Annotated in this window: 13 protein-coding genes; 7 read left to right on the top strand and 6 right to left on the bottom strand. The window is 43.0% G+C overall.

The annotated features are described in order from the left end of the window. The gene (locus tag JMX13_RS09520) at positions 1 to 1,134 is read right to left on the bottom strand and encodes a hypothetical protein (protein WP_201612272.1); all 1,134 of its coding nucleotides are present in this window, start codon (positions 1,132 to 1,134) and stop codon (positions 1 to 3) included. Positions 1,135 to 1,491: 357 nt separating this feature from the next. Between JMX13_RS09520 and JMX13_RS09515 the strand changes: the two genes are divergently transcribed. After that, on the top strand, positions 1,492 to 2,595 hold the full coding sequence (locus JMX13_RS09515) for an alkene reductase (protein ID WP_201612271.1): 1,104 nt from the start codon (positions 1,492 to 1,494) through the stop codon (positions 2,593 to 2,595). Positions 2,596 to 2,711: 116 nt separating this feature from the next. Here the strand turns inward: JMX13_RS09515 and JMX13_RS09510 are convergent, their stop codons facing one another. Both JMX13_RS09510 and JMX13_RS09505 read right to left on the bottom strand, forming a co-directional pair. After that, entirely contained in the window at positions 2,712 to 3,617 is a 906-nt protein-coding gene (locus JMX13_RS09510; RefSeq protein WP_265088409.1) for a pirin family protein, read from the bottom strand. 340 nt (positions 3,618 to 3,957) lie between these two features. Beyond that, complete coding sequence (locus JMX13_RS09505) at positions 3,958 to 5,259, bottom strand: NAD(P)/FAD-dependent oxidoreductase (protein WP_201612270.1); 1,302 nt, start codon at positions 5,257 to 5,259, stop codon at positions 3,958 to 3,960. Between the two features lie 526 nt (positions 5,260 to 5,785). Here JMX13_RS09505 and acs point away from each other — a divergent pair. The 5 genes from acs (at position 5,786) to JMX13_RS09480 (ending at position 12,388) form a co-directional block, all read left to right on the top strand. Beyond that, positions 5,786 to 7,747, top strand: coding sequence for an acetate--CoA ligase (acs, locus tag JMX13_RS09500; RefSeq protein ID WP_201564545.1), 1,962 nt, complete (start codon positions 5,786 to 5,788; stop codon positions 7,745 to 7,747). A gap of 433 nt (positions 7,748 to 8,180) precedes the next feature. Beyond that, entirely contained in the window at positions 8,181 to 9,449 is a 1,269-nt protein-coding gene (locus JMX13_RS09495; RefSeq protein WP_201612269.1) for an NAD(P)/FAD-dependent oxidoreductase, read from the top strand. Between the two features lie 199 nt (positions 9,450 to 9,648). Further along, a complete protein-coding gene (locus JMX13_RS09490) occupies positions 9,649 to 10,032 on the top strand; it encodes a hypothetical protein (RefSeq protein ID WP_201612268.1) in 384 nt (127 codons plus the stop codon). A gap of 623 nt (positions 10,033 to 10,655) precedes the next feature. Then, positions 10,656 to 11,342: a CDP-diacylglycerol--glycerol-3-phosphate 3-phosphatidyltransferase gene (pgsA, locus tag JMX13_RS09485; protein WP_201612267.1), complete on the top strand. Its 687-nt coding sequence runs from the start codon at positions 10,656 to 10,658 to the stop codon at positions 11,340 to 11,342. A gap of 230 nt (positions 11,343 to 11,572) precedes the next feature. After that, a complete protein-coding gene (locus JMX13_RS09480) occupies positions 11,573 to 12,388 on the top strand; it encodes a hypothetical protein (protein ID WP_201612266.1) in 816 nt (271 codons plus the stop codon). A gap of 127 nt (positions 12,389 to 12,515) precedes the next feature. Here JMX13_RS09480 and JMX13_RS09475 read toward each other — a convergent pair whose 3' ends face one another. After that, positions 12,516 to 13,010, bottom strand: coding sequence for a pyridoxamine 5'-phosphate oxidase family protein (locus tag JMX13_RS09475; protein WP_149490480.1), 495 nt, complete (start codon positions 13,008 to 13,010; stop codon positions 12,516 to 12,518). Positions 13,011 to 13,349: 339 nt separating this feature from the next. Next, positions 13,350 to 13,844 (bottom strand): pyridoxamine 5'-phosphate oxidase family protein, encoded by a 495-nt coding sequence (locus JMX13_RS09470; RefSeq protein WP_201612265.1) that lies wholly within the window; start codon positions 13,842 to 13,844, stop codon positions 13,350 to 13,352. 503 nt (positions 13,845 to 14,347) lie between these two features. Here JMX13_RS09470 and purL point away from each other — a divergent pair. Further along, a complete protein-coding gene (gene purL, locus JMX13_RS09465) occupies positions 14,348 to 18,346 on the top strand; it encodes a phosphoribosylformylglycinamidine synthase (protein WP_201612264.1) in 3,999 nt (1,332 codons plus the stop codon). A 263-nt stretch (positions 18,347 to 18,609) separates the two neighbouring features. On the opposite strand, the gene JMX13_RS09460 is transcribed toward purL, so the two are convergent. Then, positions 18,610 to 19,794, bottom strand: a complete 1,185-nt coding sequence (locus tag JMX13_RS09460; RefSeq protein WP_201612263.1) for a hypothetical protein — start codon at positions 19,792 to 19,794, stop codon at positions 18,610 to 18,612. Between the last annotated feature and the right edge of the window lie 120 nt (positions 19,795 to 19,914).

Here is a 19,914-nt window from a genome sequence, read left to right as displayed (position 1 = left end):
TTAATCAACGCTTTCGGTTTGGCAAAACAACCCATTTAAGCATTCTCGATTGCTGCTGCCGATTTTCCAAATAGGAGGTATCTGCATGGCTTGATTTAATTGCTCATGTATCCTTGTCCAGTCATCCATCTCATAGCCATCTTCGTTAGTGCTAGGCACTGGATAAAGCTCTTGACGCTCGCTATCGGATAACGCCATAAAGTTAAGATAGTTTGTTGCATCCTTTGCCAAGATACTATTGGGACGTTTGGTGAGTGCAACCATCGTCTGCTTATACTCTGGTTCAATAAACTCATGAATGGCATCATCCGTCCATCCAGTATTGTCTGAGCCAAAGAATAAAGAATAGCGGTATAAGTCCAATAAAATCTTGGCATCTTTCACCGCGTAGCCATTTGGATAACGCGTTATATAATCTTCCCAAAACACCGCACGCTCAACCAACTCTTTAAAAGAGGTAGTAATGGCGGCATCGCTCCAAAAGATATCTTGATTATCCTTTGCCATCCGCTGAATGAATGCTTTTTGGTCAGGACGTAGATAAGGGGTAAAGATGTCTGCCATAGCTTTCAAATCATGACTAAAGGCATAGTAACCTTCGCCTAAATTATACACTCTAACATCGGCATCATTTTGGATAAGACCAATAAGGTAGCGTGTGCGCGAACTCATTTTTTGTAGCTTTTCTTCCGCTACTTCTTCGCCTTGCTCTAAGGCATTCATGACGTCAAAAAAATCTTGGTCAAATTCTGAATTATTAAGATCGCTTTCATCCAATAAAAAACGCTCATACATCGCTTGATAGTTTTTTAGTAAATTCAATACTTCGGCATTACTAGCCGTTGGCAAACAGGCTTTTAATTGTTTTTGAATGGCATAAATAGCTTCAATCTTACTGGTGTTATCCACTTTTTTCATGGCGTCACTAAGCGCTAAGCAGGTTTTTGCATTTAGCGCTGAGTCTGTTGCGGTAGTCGTTTTGGCTGCTGACTTTTCTAAGGGCGTTAGCTTATTGATTTGTTCTATGTTCTTTGCCTCACTTGATTCAGATGACGTATCTGATTTAGGTTGGCAGGCGCTCATACCTAAGAGGAAACTTAGCCCTATTGCCAGCGATAATATGGTTTTTTGCATGGACTCTATCCCTTAAGTAAATGATAAAAATAAATACTAATAAAAGTGACAGTTATTTAAAAATTTGGCAAAAGATGCATGGGTGGTGCATGTAACATTTAATAAAATTTTCACTGCTTTTATTATCTTAATACCCTTATAAGGTCACATAAATAATAGCGTTTAAAACATTGAAAATATACTTGCGTCGGTGTTTTTGTTTGTAAGTGTTACTTGGAATCATCCTCTCTACCCCCTATAAAGAACACGGCTGATAAATAGACCGCTTAATAATGATAAGTGACAATGACAAACGCTGTTTATCAATGCTTAATGGCTCTTAACACCGTATTCTTATAACAACAAACAAGGCATCTCATGGCACACGATAACTTATTCGAACCCGTCAAAATGGGCACTCAAACTCTAAAAAATCGCATCATCATGGCACCGTTAACCCGCCTGCGCTCTGTCGAGCCGGGTGATGTGCCGACTGTACTTGCTGGAGAATATTACTCGCAGCGTGCTGGTTCTGGATTGGTCATTACCGAAGCGACGCAGGTGTCTTTTCAGGCCAAAGGCTATGCGGGCGCGCCCGGTATCCATACCGAAGACCAGACAACCGCATGGAAAACCATCGTTGATAATGTCCATGCCAAAGGCGGTAAGATTGTCGTCCAGCTATGGCACACGGGTTTGGTCTCACACGAAAGCGTCCAACCTGATGGTAAAGCGCCTATTTCAGCGTCTGACGTTCATGTGGGCGTGCGCACAACATTACGTGATATTAATAACCAAGCGATTCGCGTTGAGTCTACGACCCCGCGTCCAGCCACGCTTGAGGAAGTGCAGCAAGTCATCGCTGACTTTGGGCTTGCGACCAAAAACGCCAAAGAAGCAGGTTTTGATGGCGTAGAGATTCATGGCGCGCATGGTTATCTGCTACATCAGTTTTGGGTTGAGCAAACCAACCAGCGTGATGATGAGTATGGCGGTAGCCGCGAGAATCGTGCGCGTTTGACTCTTGATGTCATCGATGCTTGCGTCGCTGCGTGGGATGCTGACCATATCGGTATTCGCGTGTCACCGCTTGGTACGTTTAATAATGTCGAAGCGGGCTACAATGAAGACGAAAATATCTGGCTGATTGAGCAGATTAATAAGCGCGGGCTGATGTATCTGCATCTCTCTGAGCCCGACTGGGCAGGTGGTACGCCTTATAGCACCGAATTCCGTCAGCGTGTTCGTGATGCTTTTGGGCAAATGATTATTGCTGCGGGTGGCTATACCGCTGAAAAAGCAGAGAAAAATATCAAGGATGGCTATATCGATGCGGTTGCTTTTGGTCGTGACTATATTGCCAATCCTGACTTAGCGGAGCGTATCCGCGAAGGCGCGCCGCTTAATGAGCAACATCCACAAAGCTTTTATGGCGGCGGTACAGAAGGCTATACCGATTATCCGTTTTTAAACCAAGCTTAAGTGTTTATTGGATAAATCATTCAACTGGCTTTATCGATTATAATAAAGTGAGAATGAATCAAAAAAGCCACCCTGCGATAATCAGCAAGGTGGCTTTTTTAATGGGTAAATTTTAGCTATTTGCCAAAGTTACCGGTTTGATAATCACGAAAGGTTTGGCGCAGTTCCTCTTGGGTATTCATTACAAAGGGGCCATAGCCTGCTACTGGCTCACCGATAGGTTCACCACTCAATAGTAGCAATTTAACAGTGCTTGGAGCTTGCTCGTCATCAGATAGCTTAGGAGCTGATAGCTTAGAACATGTTAGCTCAATACTATTGCTTATCTGCGTTGCTGCTTGTTCATTGACAGAATCAATAGCAGTACTAGTCGGCGTGGCAAACTGAATCAGACTGCCTGCACTCACTGTCGTATCATTAATCAGTAACGCGCCTTCTTGCACCAATATCATGACATTATGGCTGTTTGGTACTTGCAGCGTCGTTGAGCCAGCGCTATGCAAGGCGATATCCCATAAATTGATAGGCGTAAAAGTACTTGCCGCGCCCGCGGTGTCTTCCCATTCGCCAGCAATAATCGCTGCTTTACCTATCGAATTTTCGTCTTTATTGTCCGTTAAATTAACAATAGGTAAGTCATCACGTTTCAGCGTTTGATATTTAGGCTCAGTCAGCTTATGGGCACTTGGCAAATTGACCCATAATTGCACCATGCTAAAATGACCGCCACGCTGACTAAAGTCGGGCAAGTGGAATTCTTCGTGCTTGATGCCGCGCCCTGCGGTCATCCACTTCACACCGCCTTCTTGAATGACGCCATAACCACCGGCCGAATCCGCATGGCTAATCTCGCCGGCGTAAGCAATCGTTACCGTCTCAAAACCCTTATGCGGATGCTGCCCAATGCCGTGCGGCTGCGTCTTATAGTTTGGGTTTGGGGCAAAGTTGGTCGGTTGACCATAGTCTAATAATAAAAACGGATCGGTATGATAATGATTAAAATCAGCATTATTATCCTTGATGATTGATCAAGGTTTTGACATAAAAACCATCGCCGACCCAATGCGGCGCTTTATCGCTATGAATATGTTGGATAGAACGCATTGAGCACCTCGTAAACCTAACTGTATTAAAGAATACTTATTTATTTCATCATCATTCTTTAAACGCTAATTATTAAATAATAACTCTTCAATAATAACGACAGGCAACTATTAAGTAATTCTAAATCTATACCGATTTATATAATAATTATATTTATAATTATCAAGTATTTAGCGGTTTCTATCCTATTTAAACAACCTGCTTTTTGATAAATAGCCTTTGAATGGCTAGAATTTACATTAATAGCATGCCTTAATATTAAATCACTTCACCGCAAACAAAACCACTGGCCCACGCCCATTGAAAGTTGTAGCCGCCAAGCCAACCTGTGACATCGAGCACTTCGCCGATAAAATATAGCCCGTCTTGATGTTTGCTTTGCATGGTCTTTGACGATACCTCATCGGTTGTGATACCACCGCGTGTGACTTCAGCGGTTCGATAGCCTTCGGTGCCAGACGGTTTTAGTTGCCAGCCATTGAGCGTTGCGCCAAGCTCTATCAAGCGCTCATCTTTAATATTGGCAAGCTCGGTATCTTTGATATCGTCCCATAGATGGGTTTGTAGCGCTGCCAGCAGTTTTTTTGGTAAAGCATTGTCGGTATTGTCTGCCAAAACCGTCCGGATAAGCTGGCGTGGGTGTGATTTTTTATGAGCAAGTAAAAGTGCCGTCATATCTATATCAGGCAGCAAATTGATGCTGATGGTTTCGCCAACATGCCAATAGTTGGACAGTTGTAGCATAGCCGGACCAGATAGGCCGCGATGGGTGAAGAGCAGCGGTAGCTTAAAGGAGATGCGTTCATTACTGGCAATCACCGGCAGACTGATACCGGCAAGCGTACGAATCAGCTCACCGGTTTTATCAGTAAACGTAAAAGGAACAAGACTGGCATCGGTTGTGACCAATGTATGGCCGAACTGTTGCGCAAGCTCGTAACCAAATCCGCTCGCGCCGAGTGTCGGAATCGATAAGCCGCCCGTCGCTACCACGAGCGATTCACAGCGATAGCTGGTTTGCGGCAGCTTGCTTTGATTGTCGCTGTCTTTTCTCTCTTGTTTTTCTTTTTTACTGAGCGCTTTGGTTGTTGATAGTTGAAAGCGGGATTTTTTATCGTTTTCGAGTGCTTGCACGCTGTCGACTTGGGTATTGAGTCTGACTTGCACACCCACGGCAGCGCATTCATCAAGGAGCATGGTTAAAATATCTTGCGCCGAATCATCACAAAATAGCTGCCCGTGCTCGCGCTCATGGTAAGGGATTTTATGCTGCTCAACCATGCCGATGAATTCCCAACTCGGATAACGGCTCAGCGCGGATTTACAAAAATGCGCATTGCTACCGATAAAATGCTCAGGCTCGACGAAGTAATTGGTAAAGTTGCAGCGTCCGCCACCTGACATGAGGATTTTTTTACCGGCTTTATTGGCATGGTCGAGCACCAAGACGCGGCGACCACGGCGACCAGCGGTGAGCGCACAATATAACCCTGACGCACCAGCGCCGATGACGATGACATCATAGTGATTGTGTGATGGTGCATTGCGGGTATTTTCCATGACGATATGTTCCAAAAAGCGAGAGGTTGTAAAGGTTAAAATAAAAGGTAGCTATAACATTAACAATAAAATTAGTAATAAAATAAATAGTAGGTTTTGAGGCAAAAAAATAGCAGGCTACTAAATATAGCTTGCCGCTATTTTTAAGCCGATCTTTAAGGTAGCCATTGTCCATGTTTTCTTTCAGCTTACAAGGATTAAATAAGGCGATGAAATATTTTCTATCCATCTAAAACTGCCAAAGATTCTAAAAATGCAGGTATAGAGAATATTATTGAATAATCAATCGATTCATCAAGATATATGATGCTTTATCAAGTATACAGCTGTGCAGCGGAATTGTTGTGATTCGCGGTTGATGTCTTGCAACCCTCGCGCTTATTTGTCAAACTATCCTTAGGTGTCACATTATGGAAGATGACGCTTATCACCTGTAGCAGCGATTGTTGTTTGATGACTGGCGTTCGACGTCAGTCGCTTCATGAAAGCCGCTACCGGTCATAATAATTAGAAAAGGATGACTACGATGACTCAGAAATCATTTCCTCTCACGGCTGAATTTGTCGCCGCTGCCAATACCACCGCCGAACAATACACTAAAGAATACCAACAATCCATTGCGTCACCTGAGGCAAACGATGCCTTTTGGGCGAAGCGTGCCGAGCTGATTGATTGGATAAAAAAGCCCACCAAAATTAGCAATGTTAATTATGACTTAGAAGATTTTCATATCAAATGGTATGAAGATGGTGAGCTGAACATTTCAGTCAACTGCCTTGACCGCCATGTTAAAAATAACCCCTATAAACCGGCGATTATTTGGGAAGGTGACCATCCGTCACTGCATAAAATCATCTCATTTAAAGAGCTGCATGAAGCGGTTTGTCGCCTAGGTAATGCCATGCGCAAACTTGGGGTGAAAAAGGGCGATCGCGTCACCTTATATATGCCTATGATACCAGAAGCGATGGTGGCAATGCTGGCGTGTACCCGCATTGGGGCGGTGCATTCGGTGGTGTTTGGCGGCTTTTCTGCTGAAAGTTTGGGTAACCGTATCATTGACAGTCAATCTAAACTGGTCATTACCGCTGACGAAGGTATCCGCGGTAATAAGCGCACGCCGCTCAAAGCCAGTGTCGACCGCGCTTTGGATATGGATGGCACTGATAGTGTGACCAACGTCATTGTTGTGCATCGTACGGGCAATTCTGTACCAATGAGTGGTCGCCGCGATGTTTGGTATCACAGTTTGGTCGATGGTGAGTCAAAGCATTGCGAACCTGAAGTGATGAATGCCGAAGACCCACTGTTTTTGTTATATACCTCAGGCTCAACGGGCAAGCCCAAAGGCGTGTTGCATACCACCGGCGGTTATATCACTTATGCGCTTTCTACCTTCCGTGATGTGTTTGATATTAAAGAAGACGATGTCTACTGGTGTACCGCGGATGTCGGCTGGGTGACGGGTCATACCTATGCTACTTACGCGCCGCTTGCCAATGGCACGACGACCGTTATGTTTGAAGGCGTACCAGAATATCCAACGTGGGCGCGTATCGGTCATATTATTGATAAACACCAAGTCACGGTCTTGTACACGGCACCGACGGCGATTCGCGCCATGATGAAAGAAGGCGACACCTTTGTCCGTGAGTCGAATCGTTCAAGTTTGCGCTTGCTCGGCACCGTTGGTGAGCCGATTAATCCGGAAGCGTGGGATTGGTACTATCATGTCGTCGGCGGCGGTAAATGTCCGATTGTCGATACTTGGTGGCAGACGGAAACCGGCGGTATTTTATTGGCACCGATACCGGGCACGGTAGATATGAAACCGGGCGCGGCGATGAATCCCTTGTACGGTATTGTACCCGTCGTCGTTGACGGTGATGGCGAGATACTCGAAGGCTCGGCGGAAGGCAACCTTGCGATTAGCGGCGGTTGGCCGGGGCAGATGCGTACTATCTATAATGATCATGAGCGCTTTTTAAAAACCTATTTTACAGAATATCCGGGCTACTACTTTACGGGTGATGGCGCGCAGCGTGACGAAGATGGGCATTATTGGATTACCGGACGGGTAGATGACGTGCTCAATGTCTCAGGACATCGATTGGGCACTGCAGAGATTGAAAGTGCGGTAGTGGCGCATCCGGCGACCGCTGAGGCGGCTATCGTTGGTATGCCGCACGACATTCGTGGTATGGGTATTTGCGCCTTTATTATCCTAAAATCGGGCGAAACTGCCACCGAATCCCTAAAATCAGAGCTGAACCGCCATGTGCGTATGGAGATTGGTCCGATTGCCAATTTAGATGCTATCTATATGGTCAATGTGCTACCCAAGACGCGATCTGGGAAAATCATGCGCCGTATCTTGCGCAATCTTGCAGCAGGGCAATATGTTGGACTGGGTGATTTATCGACCCTTGCTGATAGCGCCGTTATCAATGAGCTAGTTGATGTGGTGAAAGCTGAACGCGGAGACTGATAGTAGCTATTAGATAGCTATCTAATAGATATCGAATAACTATCGATAGATAAAATCGTCAAAAGTGATTTTTTAGCGCCAATACTTAGGCTTATAAATAAGCTTTTATAAATGTAAGTGAAACAATAAAGAGCCATGTTAGCAAAAATAGCATGGCTCTTTTACGTAGACGTTATTGATATTGACCGGCTTTAAAGGTTCAATATATTTAATATAGCTATGCTGTTTTTATGGCTCCAGCTTCTATGGTTTCTATAGTCAGTTCAAGATAAAAGAGCCACGTTCAAAACAATCTTCTGCTGGTATAGATTTTCCTCGCTTGCTGTGCTCTTAGCACTCCAGAGGCTTCGAAAAACTCATCCCAGCAGCACGGTGTTTTTTTACATTGAATCTACTATATTTTGCTCCCTACTTTATAAGGTTTACTGTCATTATGCCCGACTCTTCTTTGCCGCTTGCTCAGACATCATCGCCGAAAATTGCCATTATTGGTGGCGGCTTAACGGGCTTATTTACCGCAACCTTATTAGAGCGTGCTTTTAGCCAAATGAATGACCAGCAAATTAATGACCAGCAAGTTAATGACCAGCAAGTTAATGACAAAGCCTTAATACCAGAAATTACCATTTTTGAAAAATCTCGCAGCGTCGGTCGTTTGGCGACTCGTTATCGCACCGATAGCCACACTAATAAAAACTGGCAATGGGCATTTGGTGCACAGTTTTTTACCGCCAAGAGTACAAGCTTTCAGCAGTTTATTAAGCCTTGGTTACAGACAGGTTTGCTACAGCCTTGGTGCGCGCAAGTAGTGAGCTTAACGCCAATAGATGCGAATAATCAGACAGCTGATATTCAAGCTAAAGAGCAATGGAGCAGGGTTCAGGCGCGCTATATCAGTACACCGAAAATGACCAGTTGGGGGCGAGCATTAGCCGATGAGTTACAGTATACGACCATCGAATTTAAAACCCGCGTCGTGGCTTTGGCAGAACATAAGCAAACTCTCGCTAATAAAGTCAGCAAAAAAACCAGTCAGAAAACTGAACTGTTTGATGAAGACGGCAACAGTCTTGGCAGTTTTGATTGGGTCATTTGTACCGCGCCAAATGCTCAAGCTGTAGAACTGATGGCAAATAGTGGTTTTTCTGAATTAGCAAAAATCACTGAGCCACAAATGCAGGCCTGCTATACCTTGATGCTTGGCTGGGATGATAAGCAGCCATTGCCTGAATCATTAAAGTATCAGGAAATGGTATGGGATGTGGCGTATGTGCAGGATTCTATACTTGATAGAATCTTTATCGAGCAGCAAAAGCCTGCCCATGATGAGCTATTACCCAGTATTACTATTCATGCGTGCAATGATTGGTCAGAGCAGCACGTCGATGCCGATATCGATACGATAAAGGCGCAGTTATTGAAAGCAGCCAAGCAAGCTTTGAATTGGAATGAGAAAAGCACGCCGAGCCAAATTGATTGTCATCGCTGGCGTTATGCTGCGACTGTAAAGGTGTCTAATACAGCTTCTACTAATATAGCTTTTAATAAAGAGCCATTAGGAATATTGGTCGATAACGAGCAGCAATGGATTGTCAGCGGCGACTGGTGCGGGCAAGGCAATATAGAAAGCTGCTATCAGGTGGCAACACAAACGGTCGCAAGGATTTGCGCGCACTCATTAGTTAGCCTACGGTCGCTATGAGATTGCTATTATTTTGTCCTTTGTAGGCTTTTTGATTTTGCAGTTTTCAGAGCCGTTTAAATCAAAAGATAAGCTCTAATGTTCGATAGTTTTATCATGCGACAACTATTATCGTGCGACAATTTTCATCATCTGATAGTATTCAAAAGCTTGTCATATTATGAATATAGATAAAAAAATATATTAACCGGAGCAGTTCATGGCAAAGCTTAAATCTCGCATACTTATAGCGTTGGCAGTCACTGCTGTATTCGTTATCTTAGTGTTAGCGATCATTATTAACAATGTGGGTGCTATATCAGATCCATATATGAATGAGCGATATATAGATAAACAGACTTTTCAAGGTGAGTGGCCATTTACTTCGGATACAGGTGTCATAAGATGTGATAACGCTGGTAGTGACAAGGCAATATCATTTAATAGCTCTGAGGGTAAAACGTATTCTCTCAACAATACGGCTCAGCTATATTCAGATAAAAATAATCTAGGCTGGCAATCTTTAGATATTCAGAATATTCAGCAACTTGATGCTAATATCAATGATGTTATTCAGTTAGGTTCGGCGTTATGCATTAAGTGATAAGGCCGCTAGTAAAAATTTATTGCTAAGTAGGCAATTGCTACCTATGAGTCACAGTATCAGCGAAAATTATAAAAGTAGAATTAAAATTTCGAGCAGATGCTGGCCAAATTGGTGGTCAATGCAATATATAGAACCATCAAATTTATATAAATCAATTCTTTACAGGCAAAAAAAGAGCCCACGAAGGAGGGGTCGTGGGCTGAGGAAAACTTATCATGCGACTGAACTGCTATTAATGCATACAAGTCACAAATAAATTGAGCAAGATTTATTATTGTTAATATAAAGATGATGTCAGAATCCACTATTTCAAGAAATTCTTACATCTGCTTACAAATTTCAGTGTACAACTGTATTTTTACTTTTTCATCATAACCGAAATTTAGTAATTTACCTAGTTTGCTTACATGTCATTACGTTTGGGGAAGTCGATAAGCAGCTTGACGCTAACTTTGACCTTAAATAATGAGTAGAATAACAAGATTTTTATAACCATTTACCGGTTAAAATAACCGATGCTTTATTACAGCAAGAACCAACCTACACAGATGGCATGACGCCATGACCGAAAAATGCTAAGCTAGCCACATTCTTATCGTTCACTATCAACTGGGTTTGCCATGACCGAGAGTACACAGCTGCACACGCCAGAAGAAAAACCGCTACCGGCGCAAAATGAAAAAAGCATTTTTAATCTGCCCAATAATCTAACGATTGCGCGTATTTTAATGATTCCGCTATTTGTAGCGATTGCTTATTGGCCGCCTGCCATGGGGATTGGTATGCCAGCGATTTCGGATAACGTGATTGCGCGGGTAGGTATGAGTGATTTTAGCGATAGCCTATTGCGTCACTTGTTACTGACGGGCGTGTTTATCTTGGCCGCAATTACCGATTGGCTTGATGGCTATTTTGCCCGTAAACTCAACGTTGTATCTGCTTTTGGTCGTTTTTTAGACCCCGTCGCTGATAAGTTGATGGTGGCAGCTGCTCTGATTATCTTGGTACAGTGGCATCCTAATATCATTATGGCGATTGCCGCGATTGTGATTATCTCGCGTGAAATTGCGGTATCGGCATTACGTGAATGGATGGCAGAGCTCGGTAAAAGTACCAGTGTGGCAGTGTCTTATGTGGGCAAGCTCAAAACTACTTTTCAGATGATTGCTATTACGGTTTTATTATTAAACTGGCAATCGCTTGAGATGATAGGGTATGTATTGATGGTGGCGGCAGTGATTTTAACCTTGTGGTCAATGATGATTTACCTAAGAGCGGCTTGGCCTTATTTAAAGCAAAGTGGCTAGCTTGCTCACCGCTGTAAAGATATGCTCATAAATAGCTAATGAAAGATAAAAAATACCAATAGTATCAAGCTACTGGTATTTTTTTTGTCCTTGATATGGCCTTTAAAGCTTTGCTATAACTATTTTAAATCTTGATTGTTTGTATCGTTAAGATATACTAAAAATAGTTAATGAGAGCCAAAATAGGCGCGTCAATATATGGAAATAATAAACTAGGTGAGGAATACCTTATGAAGCTAAACAAAGAGCTGTCGTTCAGCGCCGTTTTATTATTTGTATTATTAGCGGGTTGTTCATCATCGCCAAGCATGCAAAAAGAAAGTGCCGATGGCGCACAAGAAAATACGCAAGCGGAGTCACAAGACCGTTCAGCAGACAGGCAAGCCAATTCAGTACAAGCAGAGGCGATGCAGGACGCCGCTGAATCAGAACGTTTGGGAACGCAGTGGGGTGATGATGTAGACTCGTCAGTGACCACCGTCGATCTACGTCGCGTCAGTGACGAGCCTATTGCGCAAATGCAAGTTGCTTATGCGGACAAAAGTTATAAGGGGCGGTCGGTCAATAGTATGTCGTTGCTAGCTGGAAAAGTTGAATTTTCAGCGGCTAGTGATAATGGTAAATTACCGCTTTATCGTGATGGTAGTCATTACTATCTGCAAGGTAGGGCCGGTCAAGCCTATCGGTTGGTATATCATAATAATAGCGCCAATACTTACGAAATCGTCGCCAGTGTCGATGGCTTAAATGTTGTTGATGGCAGTACGGCGAGTCGTTATGATGGTGGTTACGTGTTAAGACCCCATGATGAGTTGGTCATTGAGGGCTTCCGAAAAAGTGACAGTGCGGTTGCCTCCTTTATTTTCAGCAAACCAGACAATGCTTATGCCGCTAATACCGATAGCGGTTCTATAGAAAATACCGGAGTAATTGGCACCGTCATTTATGAGCTTTACGATCCTACTAAGCCTAAACGACCTGAGCCAAAATCAAAATCGCCAAAGGCATTTCCAGCAGATAATGCATATGCAAAGCCGCCACAATAATTATCGATCATGCCTGATTGATGCATGATTAAATGAATTATAAAAAACGCCAATCGTGATAAGCGACTGGCGTTTTTATTATTTGTATTCGTGATTACTTATTTTACTTCTACTCATTATTAAGTTATTACAGCTTGATAGAAAAGTTATCACCTAAGCTTTTTTCAACTGCATTATCAGTCAAAGCCGCTGCTGCCATTTTGACAGCACTAGTAATCGCATTGCCATTGGCCCAGTATTCCGCACCATGTGGCACTACTTTGATAAGTTGCACGCTTGGATCTTCCTTGCCTTGTTCAAAATAAGCGTTATACATGACCGACCAAAGCTCATTGAGCTTTTCTTCATCTTCAACCAATTCAGCGCTACCAGAAATAGATAAATACTTATCAGATTCTTGAGTGACATAAGCCAAATTCACTTCTGGATTTTGTTTAATATTATCAACGGTCTCAGAAGGCTTATGACCAATAAACCAAATCTCTTTAGCGCCAATACTGGTCTCGGTGGTATTCATCGGGCAAGAGTGCAGATGATTTTCGCCATTGCGCGTGGTCATCATGGTGTATTTAATATCTTTTACCATCGCTTGGATGGTGTCCATTTGCGCTTGTTTATTCATGATAGTTGTCCTTTACTATTGAAATGTTAAGTTAAAAATTTTGGCTTTAAAAGTCGTCAGGAATTTATGCTTTAGTAAAATAATACGTCGTTCATAAATCTTAGCGAATGACTCAATAAATGTAGAATCAGTTGTTAATATAATGAAGTTGCCTAATAAAACTATATAGGTGCTCTGTAATGGGCTGTGACGCTTTGTAAGCTTTTATGCTATTGAAAATATGAAGGAATTTATAGAAATATAGGAAAGAGTTAAGCGATAAAAAAAGCCAGTAAGCATATCGCTACTGGCGTTTTTGTTTATCTTCTTTTTATTTACCTTCAGTGCGCTACTAATAGCCTATAAAGAGACAGAAAATGTTTCGCCCATATCTTCAGCCGTTTTACCTTCTTGTAGGGCTGCTGCTGCCATTTTAAACATATTTACCACGGTACTACCGCTTAACCAGCACTCTGCACCATGAGGCACGACTTTAATCAACTGCACGTTTTTATCTTCTTTGCCATCGGCAAAAAAAGCGTTATAGACAGGTGACCATAACTCGTCTAGCTTGTCTTTATCTGAAATAAGTTCTGCATTACCACTGATAGAGACATAATTTTTTTCGTCTTGAGTAGCATACGTTAGACCAATTCTAGCGTCATCTTGAATATCTTTAACCACATCTGAGGATTTATCACCAATAAACCAAATTTCTTTCTTATCGAGATTGACCTCATTGGTGGTCATAGGCCAAGCATGAATATCGCCTTTTTTATTGGTGGTACTCATCATGGCGAACTTCACATCTTTAATAACGTCTTGAATTTTAGCAATATGCTCTTGGTTACTCATGGTGATTGTCCTTTTTCATTATAGTGATTGGTTTTTTGTTAATGGATTATTGTTATTGATTAAATTTTTATCTTATTAAATATTCAGTTTAGACGGTTAAGCAATTAGCTTGCTAGCCCTCGTTAATAACTGGTACCTAGAATAACGATTACTGGTAGGTTATTTATATAGGTTGCCAGTAATGCGATGTGAGTGTTTGTAAGGACTATAAGGATTGAGTAAAAATTGTGACCTTAAACGCATAAGCTTTCTATGATGAAAGGCTTATGTGTAAAGTTAGAAGCGCAATACAGAAGCTAAAAGGACAAGGCTAAGACGAAGTCAGCACAGTTATTTAGCCCTAGCTGTTTGGTAACGGTTTGCCAAATCTATATCTAAGCACTTGCGCAATTTATCTTGGTTTTGACCTGCTTATTACAGGGCTTCTTGTTATAATACGCGAAACATTTACTTAGCATGGCAAAGATGCCTGTTATTGCCTATATCCTATGGAATATGCCTTTATGATGACCATCGCCGGACAACCGTTTCTTACCGATTTTCAGACGCAGCAACTCATCAGTCAGTTTCAGCAAAAAACCGAGCTAAATGTCAGCCAAATTCATACCCAGCAAGTGTATGTGTTATCACGAGAACTTTCCGGTGATGAGCATAAAAAAGCGCTAGACTTACTTGCAGTCGACAGTGCCACTGTCCTTGCCGCGCCAAAAAGCAATCAGTTACAAGTCATCGTTGGCCCACGTTTTGGCACCATATCGCCATGGGCAAGTAAAGCGACCGATATTTTTAATAACTGTGAAATTGCGATCAATCGTGTTGAGCGCGTTATCGTTTATACGCTAACTGTCGATGGCGAAGCAGGCGAGAAACTGCCAGTAGAGGCTGAGCAATTATTATTTGACCGTATGACCCAAAGCTTGGTTTATGATTTAAATGACGTAAATAAATTATTTGACGATCAGCAACCAGCATCGCTCAATCATATCGATGTGATTGGACAAGGTCAGTCGGCGCTTGAAGCAGCCAATACAGAATTTGGTTTTGCGCTATCGAGCGAAGATATTAACTATTTGATGAATGCGTATGTCAATGAGCTAAAGCGTAATCCAACCGACGTTGAGTTGATGATGTTTGCCCAAGCAAACTCAGAGCATTGCCGTCATAAGATTTTCAATGCTGAATGGACAGTTGATGGCGCAGTACAGCCAAAATCATTGTTCCAAATGATTAAGAATACTTATAAAGCCAATCCACAAGGCATCTTATCTGCCTATAAAGACAATGCTGCGGTAATGGCAGGGTCTGAAGGCTTACGTTTTTACCCAATTCCTACTGATGCAATAGATGCCAATTCAGCCCATCCTTACGATTTCCATCAAGAAGAAATCGATATCTTAATGAAAGTCGAAACGCATAACCATCCAACTGCTATCGCGCCGTATGCAGGTGCAGCGACAGGTGCGGGCGGTGAGATTCGTGATGAAGGCGCAACCGGTCGTGGCGGTAAGCCAAAAGCCGGTTTAACGGGCTTTCATGTGTCACATCTGCATATCCCAGAGCTTGCAGAAAAATGGGAGCAGTCAGGTCAATTAAGTACGCAGGATTATGGTACGCCGGATCGTATGGCAACCAGTCTTGAGATTATGACCGAAGCCCCATTAGGCTCAGCCAATTTCTCAAATGAGTTTGGTCGTCCAAACCTATGCGGTTATTTCCGTAGTTTCCAATTGGATACCTCAGCGGCAAAAGATGGTAGCCAAATGCGCGGCTATCATAAGCCCATCATGCTGGCAGGTGGTTACGGCAATATCAAACGCAATTTGATTGAAAAAAATGCCATTCAGCAAGGTGATCTATTGATCGTCCTTGGTGGCCCTGCGATGCAAATCGGTCTTGGTGGCGGTGCAGCATCTTCGGTCGATAGTGGTTCACTCGATGAAGGCTTAGACTTTGCTTCTGTACAGCGTGATAACGCTGAGATGGAGCGTCGCTGTCAAGAAGTTATCGATCGCTGCTGGGCCTTAGCGGGTAACGATATTGATGCAAGTAACAACAGCAAAGATGGCAACCCCATCGTCTCGCTACATGATGTCGGTGCAGGTGGTCTGTCTAATGCGATGCCAGAATTGGTCAATGACCATGAAATGGGCGCGGTGCTCAATCTACGGAAAATTCCATCGTTAGAAGCGGGCATGTCACCGATGGCGATTTGGTCAAACGAAGCACAAGAGCGTTACGTGCTAGCGATTCGCCCAGAGAGCAAGGATCAATTTGATGCCATCTGTGCCCGTGAGCGTTGCCCGTATGCCATCTTAGGCGAAGCCACGGAAATCCGTCAGCTCGTCGTTAATGACGAATTGCTCCCTGAGCAGCCAGTCGATATGCCGATGCAAGTATTGCTTGGTGGTACACCGCAGATGCAGCGTAGCTTTAGCCGTCAAGAAACTACTTTGCCAGCATTAGAGCTTGGTGACGTTAATCTAGCCGAATCTATCAAAGACGTATTACGTCATCCAACCGTTGCTAGCAAATCATTCCTCATTAGCATTGGCGACCGCTCTATCACGGGTATGGTCGTACGCGACCAGTATGTAGGTCGCTACCAAGTGCCCGTAGCAGATTGCGCCGTTACAGCTTCAGGCTTGATTGCGTTAGATGGTCAGCCAATGAGCGGCGAAGCGATGAGTGTCGGTGAACGTACGCCTGTCGCACTTATTAATCCAAAAGCCTCTGCACGCTTGGCCGTTGGTGAGGCGATTACCAATATCGCAGGCGCGCGCATTACTCAGCTATCTAACATTACCATGTCGGCAAACTGGATGGCAGCTTGTGGCGAAGACGTAGAAGATGCCGCATTATTTGACGCCGTCTATACGGTTGGTGAAGAGCTATGTCCGGCACTTGGTATCGCTATTCCAGTCGGTAAAGATTCGCTATCGATGCGTGCCAACTGGACAGATGAAGATGATAACGGCAGCACAGACAAATCAGTCGTTTCGCCAATGAGCTTGGTGATTACTGCTTTTGCGCCTGTTATTGACGTGGCAAAAACCCTAACGCCTGAACTGATCAACGGCGATAGCGCCTTTTATCGTATTGATTTATCAAAAGGCAAGCTACGTCTAGGCGGTTCAATCCTTGCGCAAACGCTTAGCCAATTAGGTAATGACTGCCCAGATTTAGCGCAGCCAAGTGACTTGGTCGACTTCTTTAACTTTATCCAAGCGGGTAACGAGCAAAGCGTCATCAGCGCCTATCACGATATCGGTGATGGTGGTCTACTAGCAACCATCGCAGAGATGCAATTCACTAGCCGTCAAGGTATCAAGCTATCATTAACTGATGATAACTTGCTCGGTCAGCTGTTCAGTGAAGAGCTAGGCGCGGTGATTCAAGTTTTACCAGAAAATGTCGCGGCTTTAATGCAATTGGCAGAAGAATTTAACGTCAGCGAAATGATGAGCCTCGTCGGTCAAAGCTCGGAAGAAGATAGCTTAATCATCCAAACGCCAACACTGATGGGTGACGATACCTTACGATTTAAGCGTTCTGAGCTACAACAAGAGTGGAGTCAGGTCAGCTATCAAATCGCCCGCCGCCGTGACAACCCAGCTTGCGTACAGCAAGAATATGACTTGATTAGCGATGCTAGCCATCAAGGTCTTATCGCTGCACCAAACTTTGATCTCAATCAAAAGGTCGAAGAACCATACTTAAACAGCCGCGAAACTAAGCCAAGAGTCGCTATCCTGCGTGAGCAAGGCGTCAACGGTCAGTCAGAGATGGCAGCAGGCTTTACCCAAGCCGGCTTTGAAGCGGTCGATGTCCATATGAGCGATTTGCTTGAAGGTCGCATCAATCTACGTGACTTCGACGGTTTAGTCGCTTGTGGTGGCTTTAGCTACGGTGATGTACTGGGCGCAGGCTCTGGCTGGGCAAACTCTATCTTGTTCCATGACGAATTGCGTATGCAGTTCGTGCGCTTCTTTGCCCGTCCAGATACCTTCTCCCTCGGTGTCTGTAACGGTTGTCAGATGATGGCGCAATTGAAAGACCTCATCCCAGGTGCGGAAAACTTCCCACGCTTTATCGCCAATAAGTCAGCTCGCTTTGAAGCACGTACGGTCAACGTAAAAGTCGAGCGTACCAAGTCTATCCTGTTCAAAGGTATGCAAGACAGTATCTTACCAATCGCTGTCGCGCACGGTGAAGGCTATGCCACGCTGGACAACACCGAGATCGACGGTATGGCAAAACACGGTCAGCTCGCCATGCGCTTTGTCGACAGCCAAGGTCATCCAACCGAGACCTATCCGCTCAATCCAAACGGTTCGCTCGGCGGTGTCACAGGTCTGTGTAGCACTGACGGTCGCGTCACCATCATGATGCCGCACCCTGAGCGTACGCTACGTGCCTACAATCACAGCTGGAAGCCAGAAGAGTGGGACGAGGACGGCGCTTGGATGCGTATGTTCCGTAACGCTCGTGCTTGGTTGCGTTAAGATATAGGTTAAGTTGTTTTAAATCATTGTTTTAAACATAAAAAAAGGTGGGCTTAGGCTCACCTTTTTTGTGTTTGTGATTTGGGTTTTTGAGAAGTAGGGGAGCTAATCCTGCTTTTCGCTACTATCTTGGCTAGCACAGGGGCATTCGATAAGATTAGGGTCTTTCCCGACTCAGCGATAACGCTCCTAATTAAGCGTCTGTAACCCTGTGCTGTACCAAGTATATCCGCTGAAATCAGGGCTAAACCGCTCCTCTAATTTTAGATTGAATTAGGGTTATAGTCCTGAAAAAAATCTTTCCATAGCTCGTTTTTAGACTCACTAGTAAACTTTCTAATTACTTCTATTAATTCTCTATACTTTATTTTTAAATCTTCGATAGATATATGACTATGTTCGTTATTCTTATAAATATATTCTGTAATCTTATCTAAGTCATGTAGCTGTATTGCGCCTGATTCAATGAAAAATGGAAAGATTATTCCTTTTTCTACATCATCAGTATCAAAACTATATAAGGAGTAGTCAGTTCTCGTCTCTGTAACAAGTTGCTTAAATTTTCTAAAAATATGATAGTCATCGTAAATATCGCTAATAAGAACGACCTGCTCATTAAGTAAAATACTCGTAGGTTCAAGAATATCACTTAGGAAATTAAGACTATAAGCAGAACCTTTATAAGGATCTTCAAAAATTAGTTCTTTATTATCCAGTACTGGTATTCTTTGACATTCAAAGTTTCCTAAACTAAAAAACTCTCTAGACTCATCATATATAGAGTGTCCTTTTTTAACGAAAAGTAGGGCTACTTTAGATTTATAGCTATACTCATCGTTTTTATTTATCTTTTCTATTTCATATATAATATAGTTATTTTTTGAAAAGTAGTTTAGAGCAGCCTTCGAGTACAAATCATTAAATTCAGGGTATACATTGATTTCAGATAAGTTAAATGAACTCTTTAATGCATTGGAAGCTGCATCACTATTTACACCATTCACAGATAAGAATATCGGTATATCTAGAACTTCAGAGAGATGATAATTATCATTGAACTTTATTTCCCCTATATGATTACTATTAAAACCTTTATTTCTAATGAGGTCTTTTAGAGTTTCGAAGCCAAGTTTCTTATTATATTCGAACCCGTTAATGAGTTCCGGGTGGTTGTCAGAGCTAACGTTATTAGACTGAATTACTTCTTTTATATCATTTATTACGCTCATAATAGAAGAGTCTCGCCATGCACTCCTGTTTATCGAAAAAAATTGCTTGGAGTCTCCATATACATCTAGATAAAGTGGTGTCTCATGACTTAAATTCAAAAACTGATGGTTATCTCGAGTAGGATGTATTTCTTGACCTCTAAAAAGATGATAAGAGCTATAATGGGCTTCATCTGTATTTTTACAGATAGTATCATCTATCTTGACTTGAATAGCCAAACTGAATCGCCCCGTGATTGTCGGAGACCTAACTTTCTGAGAGAATACGACAATGAAAAGACAAACCTACACTCCTGAGATTAAAGATCGCGCCGTTCGTATGCTGATCGAAGCAGCAAA

It is taken from the genome of Psychrobacter immobilis (assembly GCF_904846285.1).
GTDB lineage: Bacteria > Pseudomonadota > Gammaproteobacteria > Pseudomonadales > Moraxellaceae > Psychrobacter > Psychrobacter immobilis_D.
The sequence above is the reverse complement of the archived record's forward strand: the minus strand, read 5'-3'. Positions and strand labels throughout refer to the sequence as shown.

Excerpts from the sequence above, each read along its gene's own strand:
- acs (WP_201564545.1), top strand. The coding sequence starts at position 5,786 with ATGACTCAGAAATCATTTCCTCTCACGGCTGAATTTGTCGCCGCTGCC.
- JMX13_RS09520 (WP_201612272.1), bottom strand. The coding sequence starts at position 1,134 with ATGCAAAAAACCATATTATCGCTGGCAATAGGGCTAAGTTTCCTCTTA.
- JMX13_RS09470 (WP_201612265.1), bottom strand. The coding sequence starts at position 13,844 with ATGAGTAACCAAGAGCATATTGCTAAAATTCAAGACGTTATTAAAGAT.
- JMX13_RS09480 (WP_201612266.1), top strand. The coding sequence starts at position 11,573 with ATGAAGCTAAACAAAGAGCTGTCGTTCAGCGCCGTTTTATTATTTGTA.
- JMX13_RS09515 (WP_201612271.1), top strand. The coding sequence starts at position 1,492 with ATGGCACACGATAACTTATTCGAACCCGTCAAAATGGGCACTCAAACT.
- JMX13_RS09490 (WP_201612268.1), top strand. The coding sequence starts at position 9,649 with ATGGCAAAGCTTAAATCTCGCATACTTATAGCGTTGGCAGTCACTGCT.
- JMX13_RS09495 (WP_201612269.1), top strand. The coding sequence starts at position 8,181 with ATGCCCGACTCTTCTTTGCCGCTTGCTCAGACATCATCGCCGAAAATT.
- purL (WP_201612264.1), top strand. The coding sequence starts at position 14,348 with ATGATGACCATCGCCGGACAACCGTTTCTTACCGATTTTCAGACGCAG.
- pgsA (WP_201612267.1), top strand. The coding sequence starts at position 10,656 with ATGACCGAGAGTACACAGCTGCACACGCCAGAAGAAAAACCGCTACCG.
- JMX13_RS09505 (WP_201612270.1), bottom strand. The coding sequence starts at position 5,259 with ATGGAAAATACCCGCAATGCACCATCACACAATCACTATGATGTCATC.
- JMX13_RS09475 (WP_149490480.1), bottom strand. The coding sequence starts at position 13,010 with ATGAATAAACAAGCGCAAATGGACACCATCCAAGCGATGGTAAAAGAT.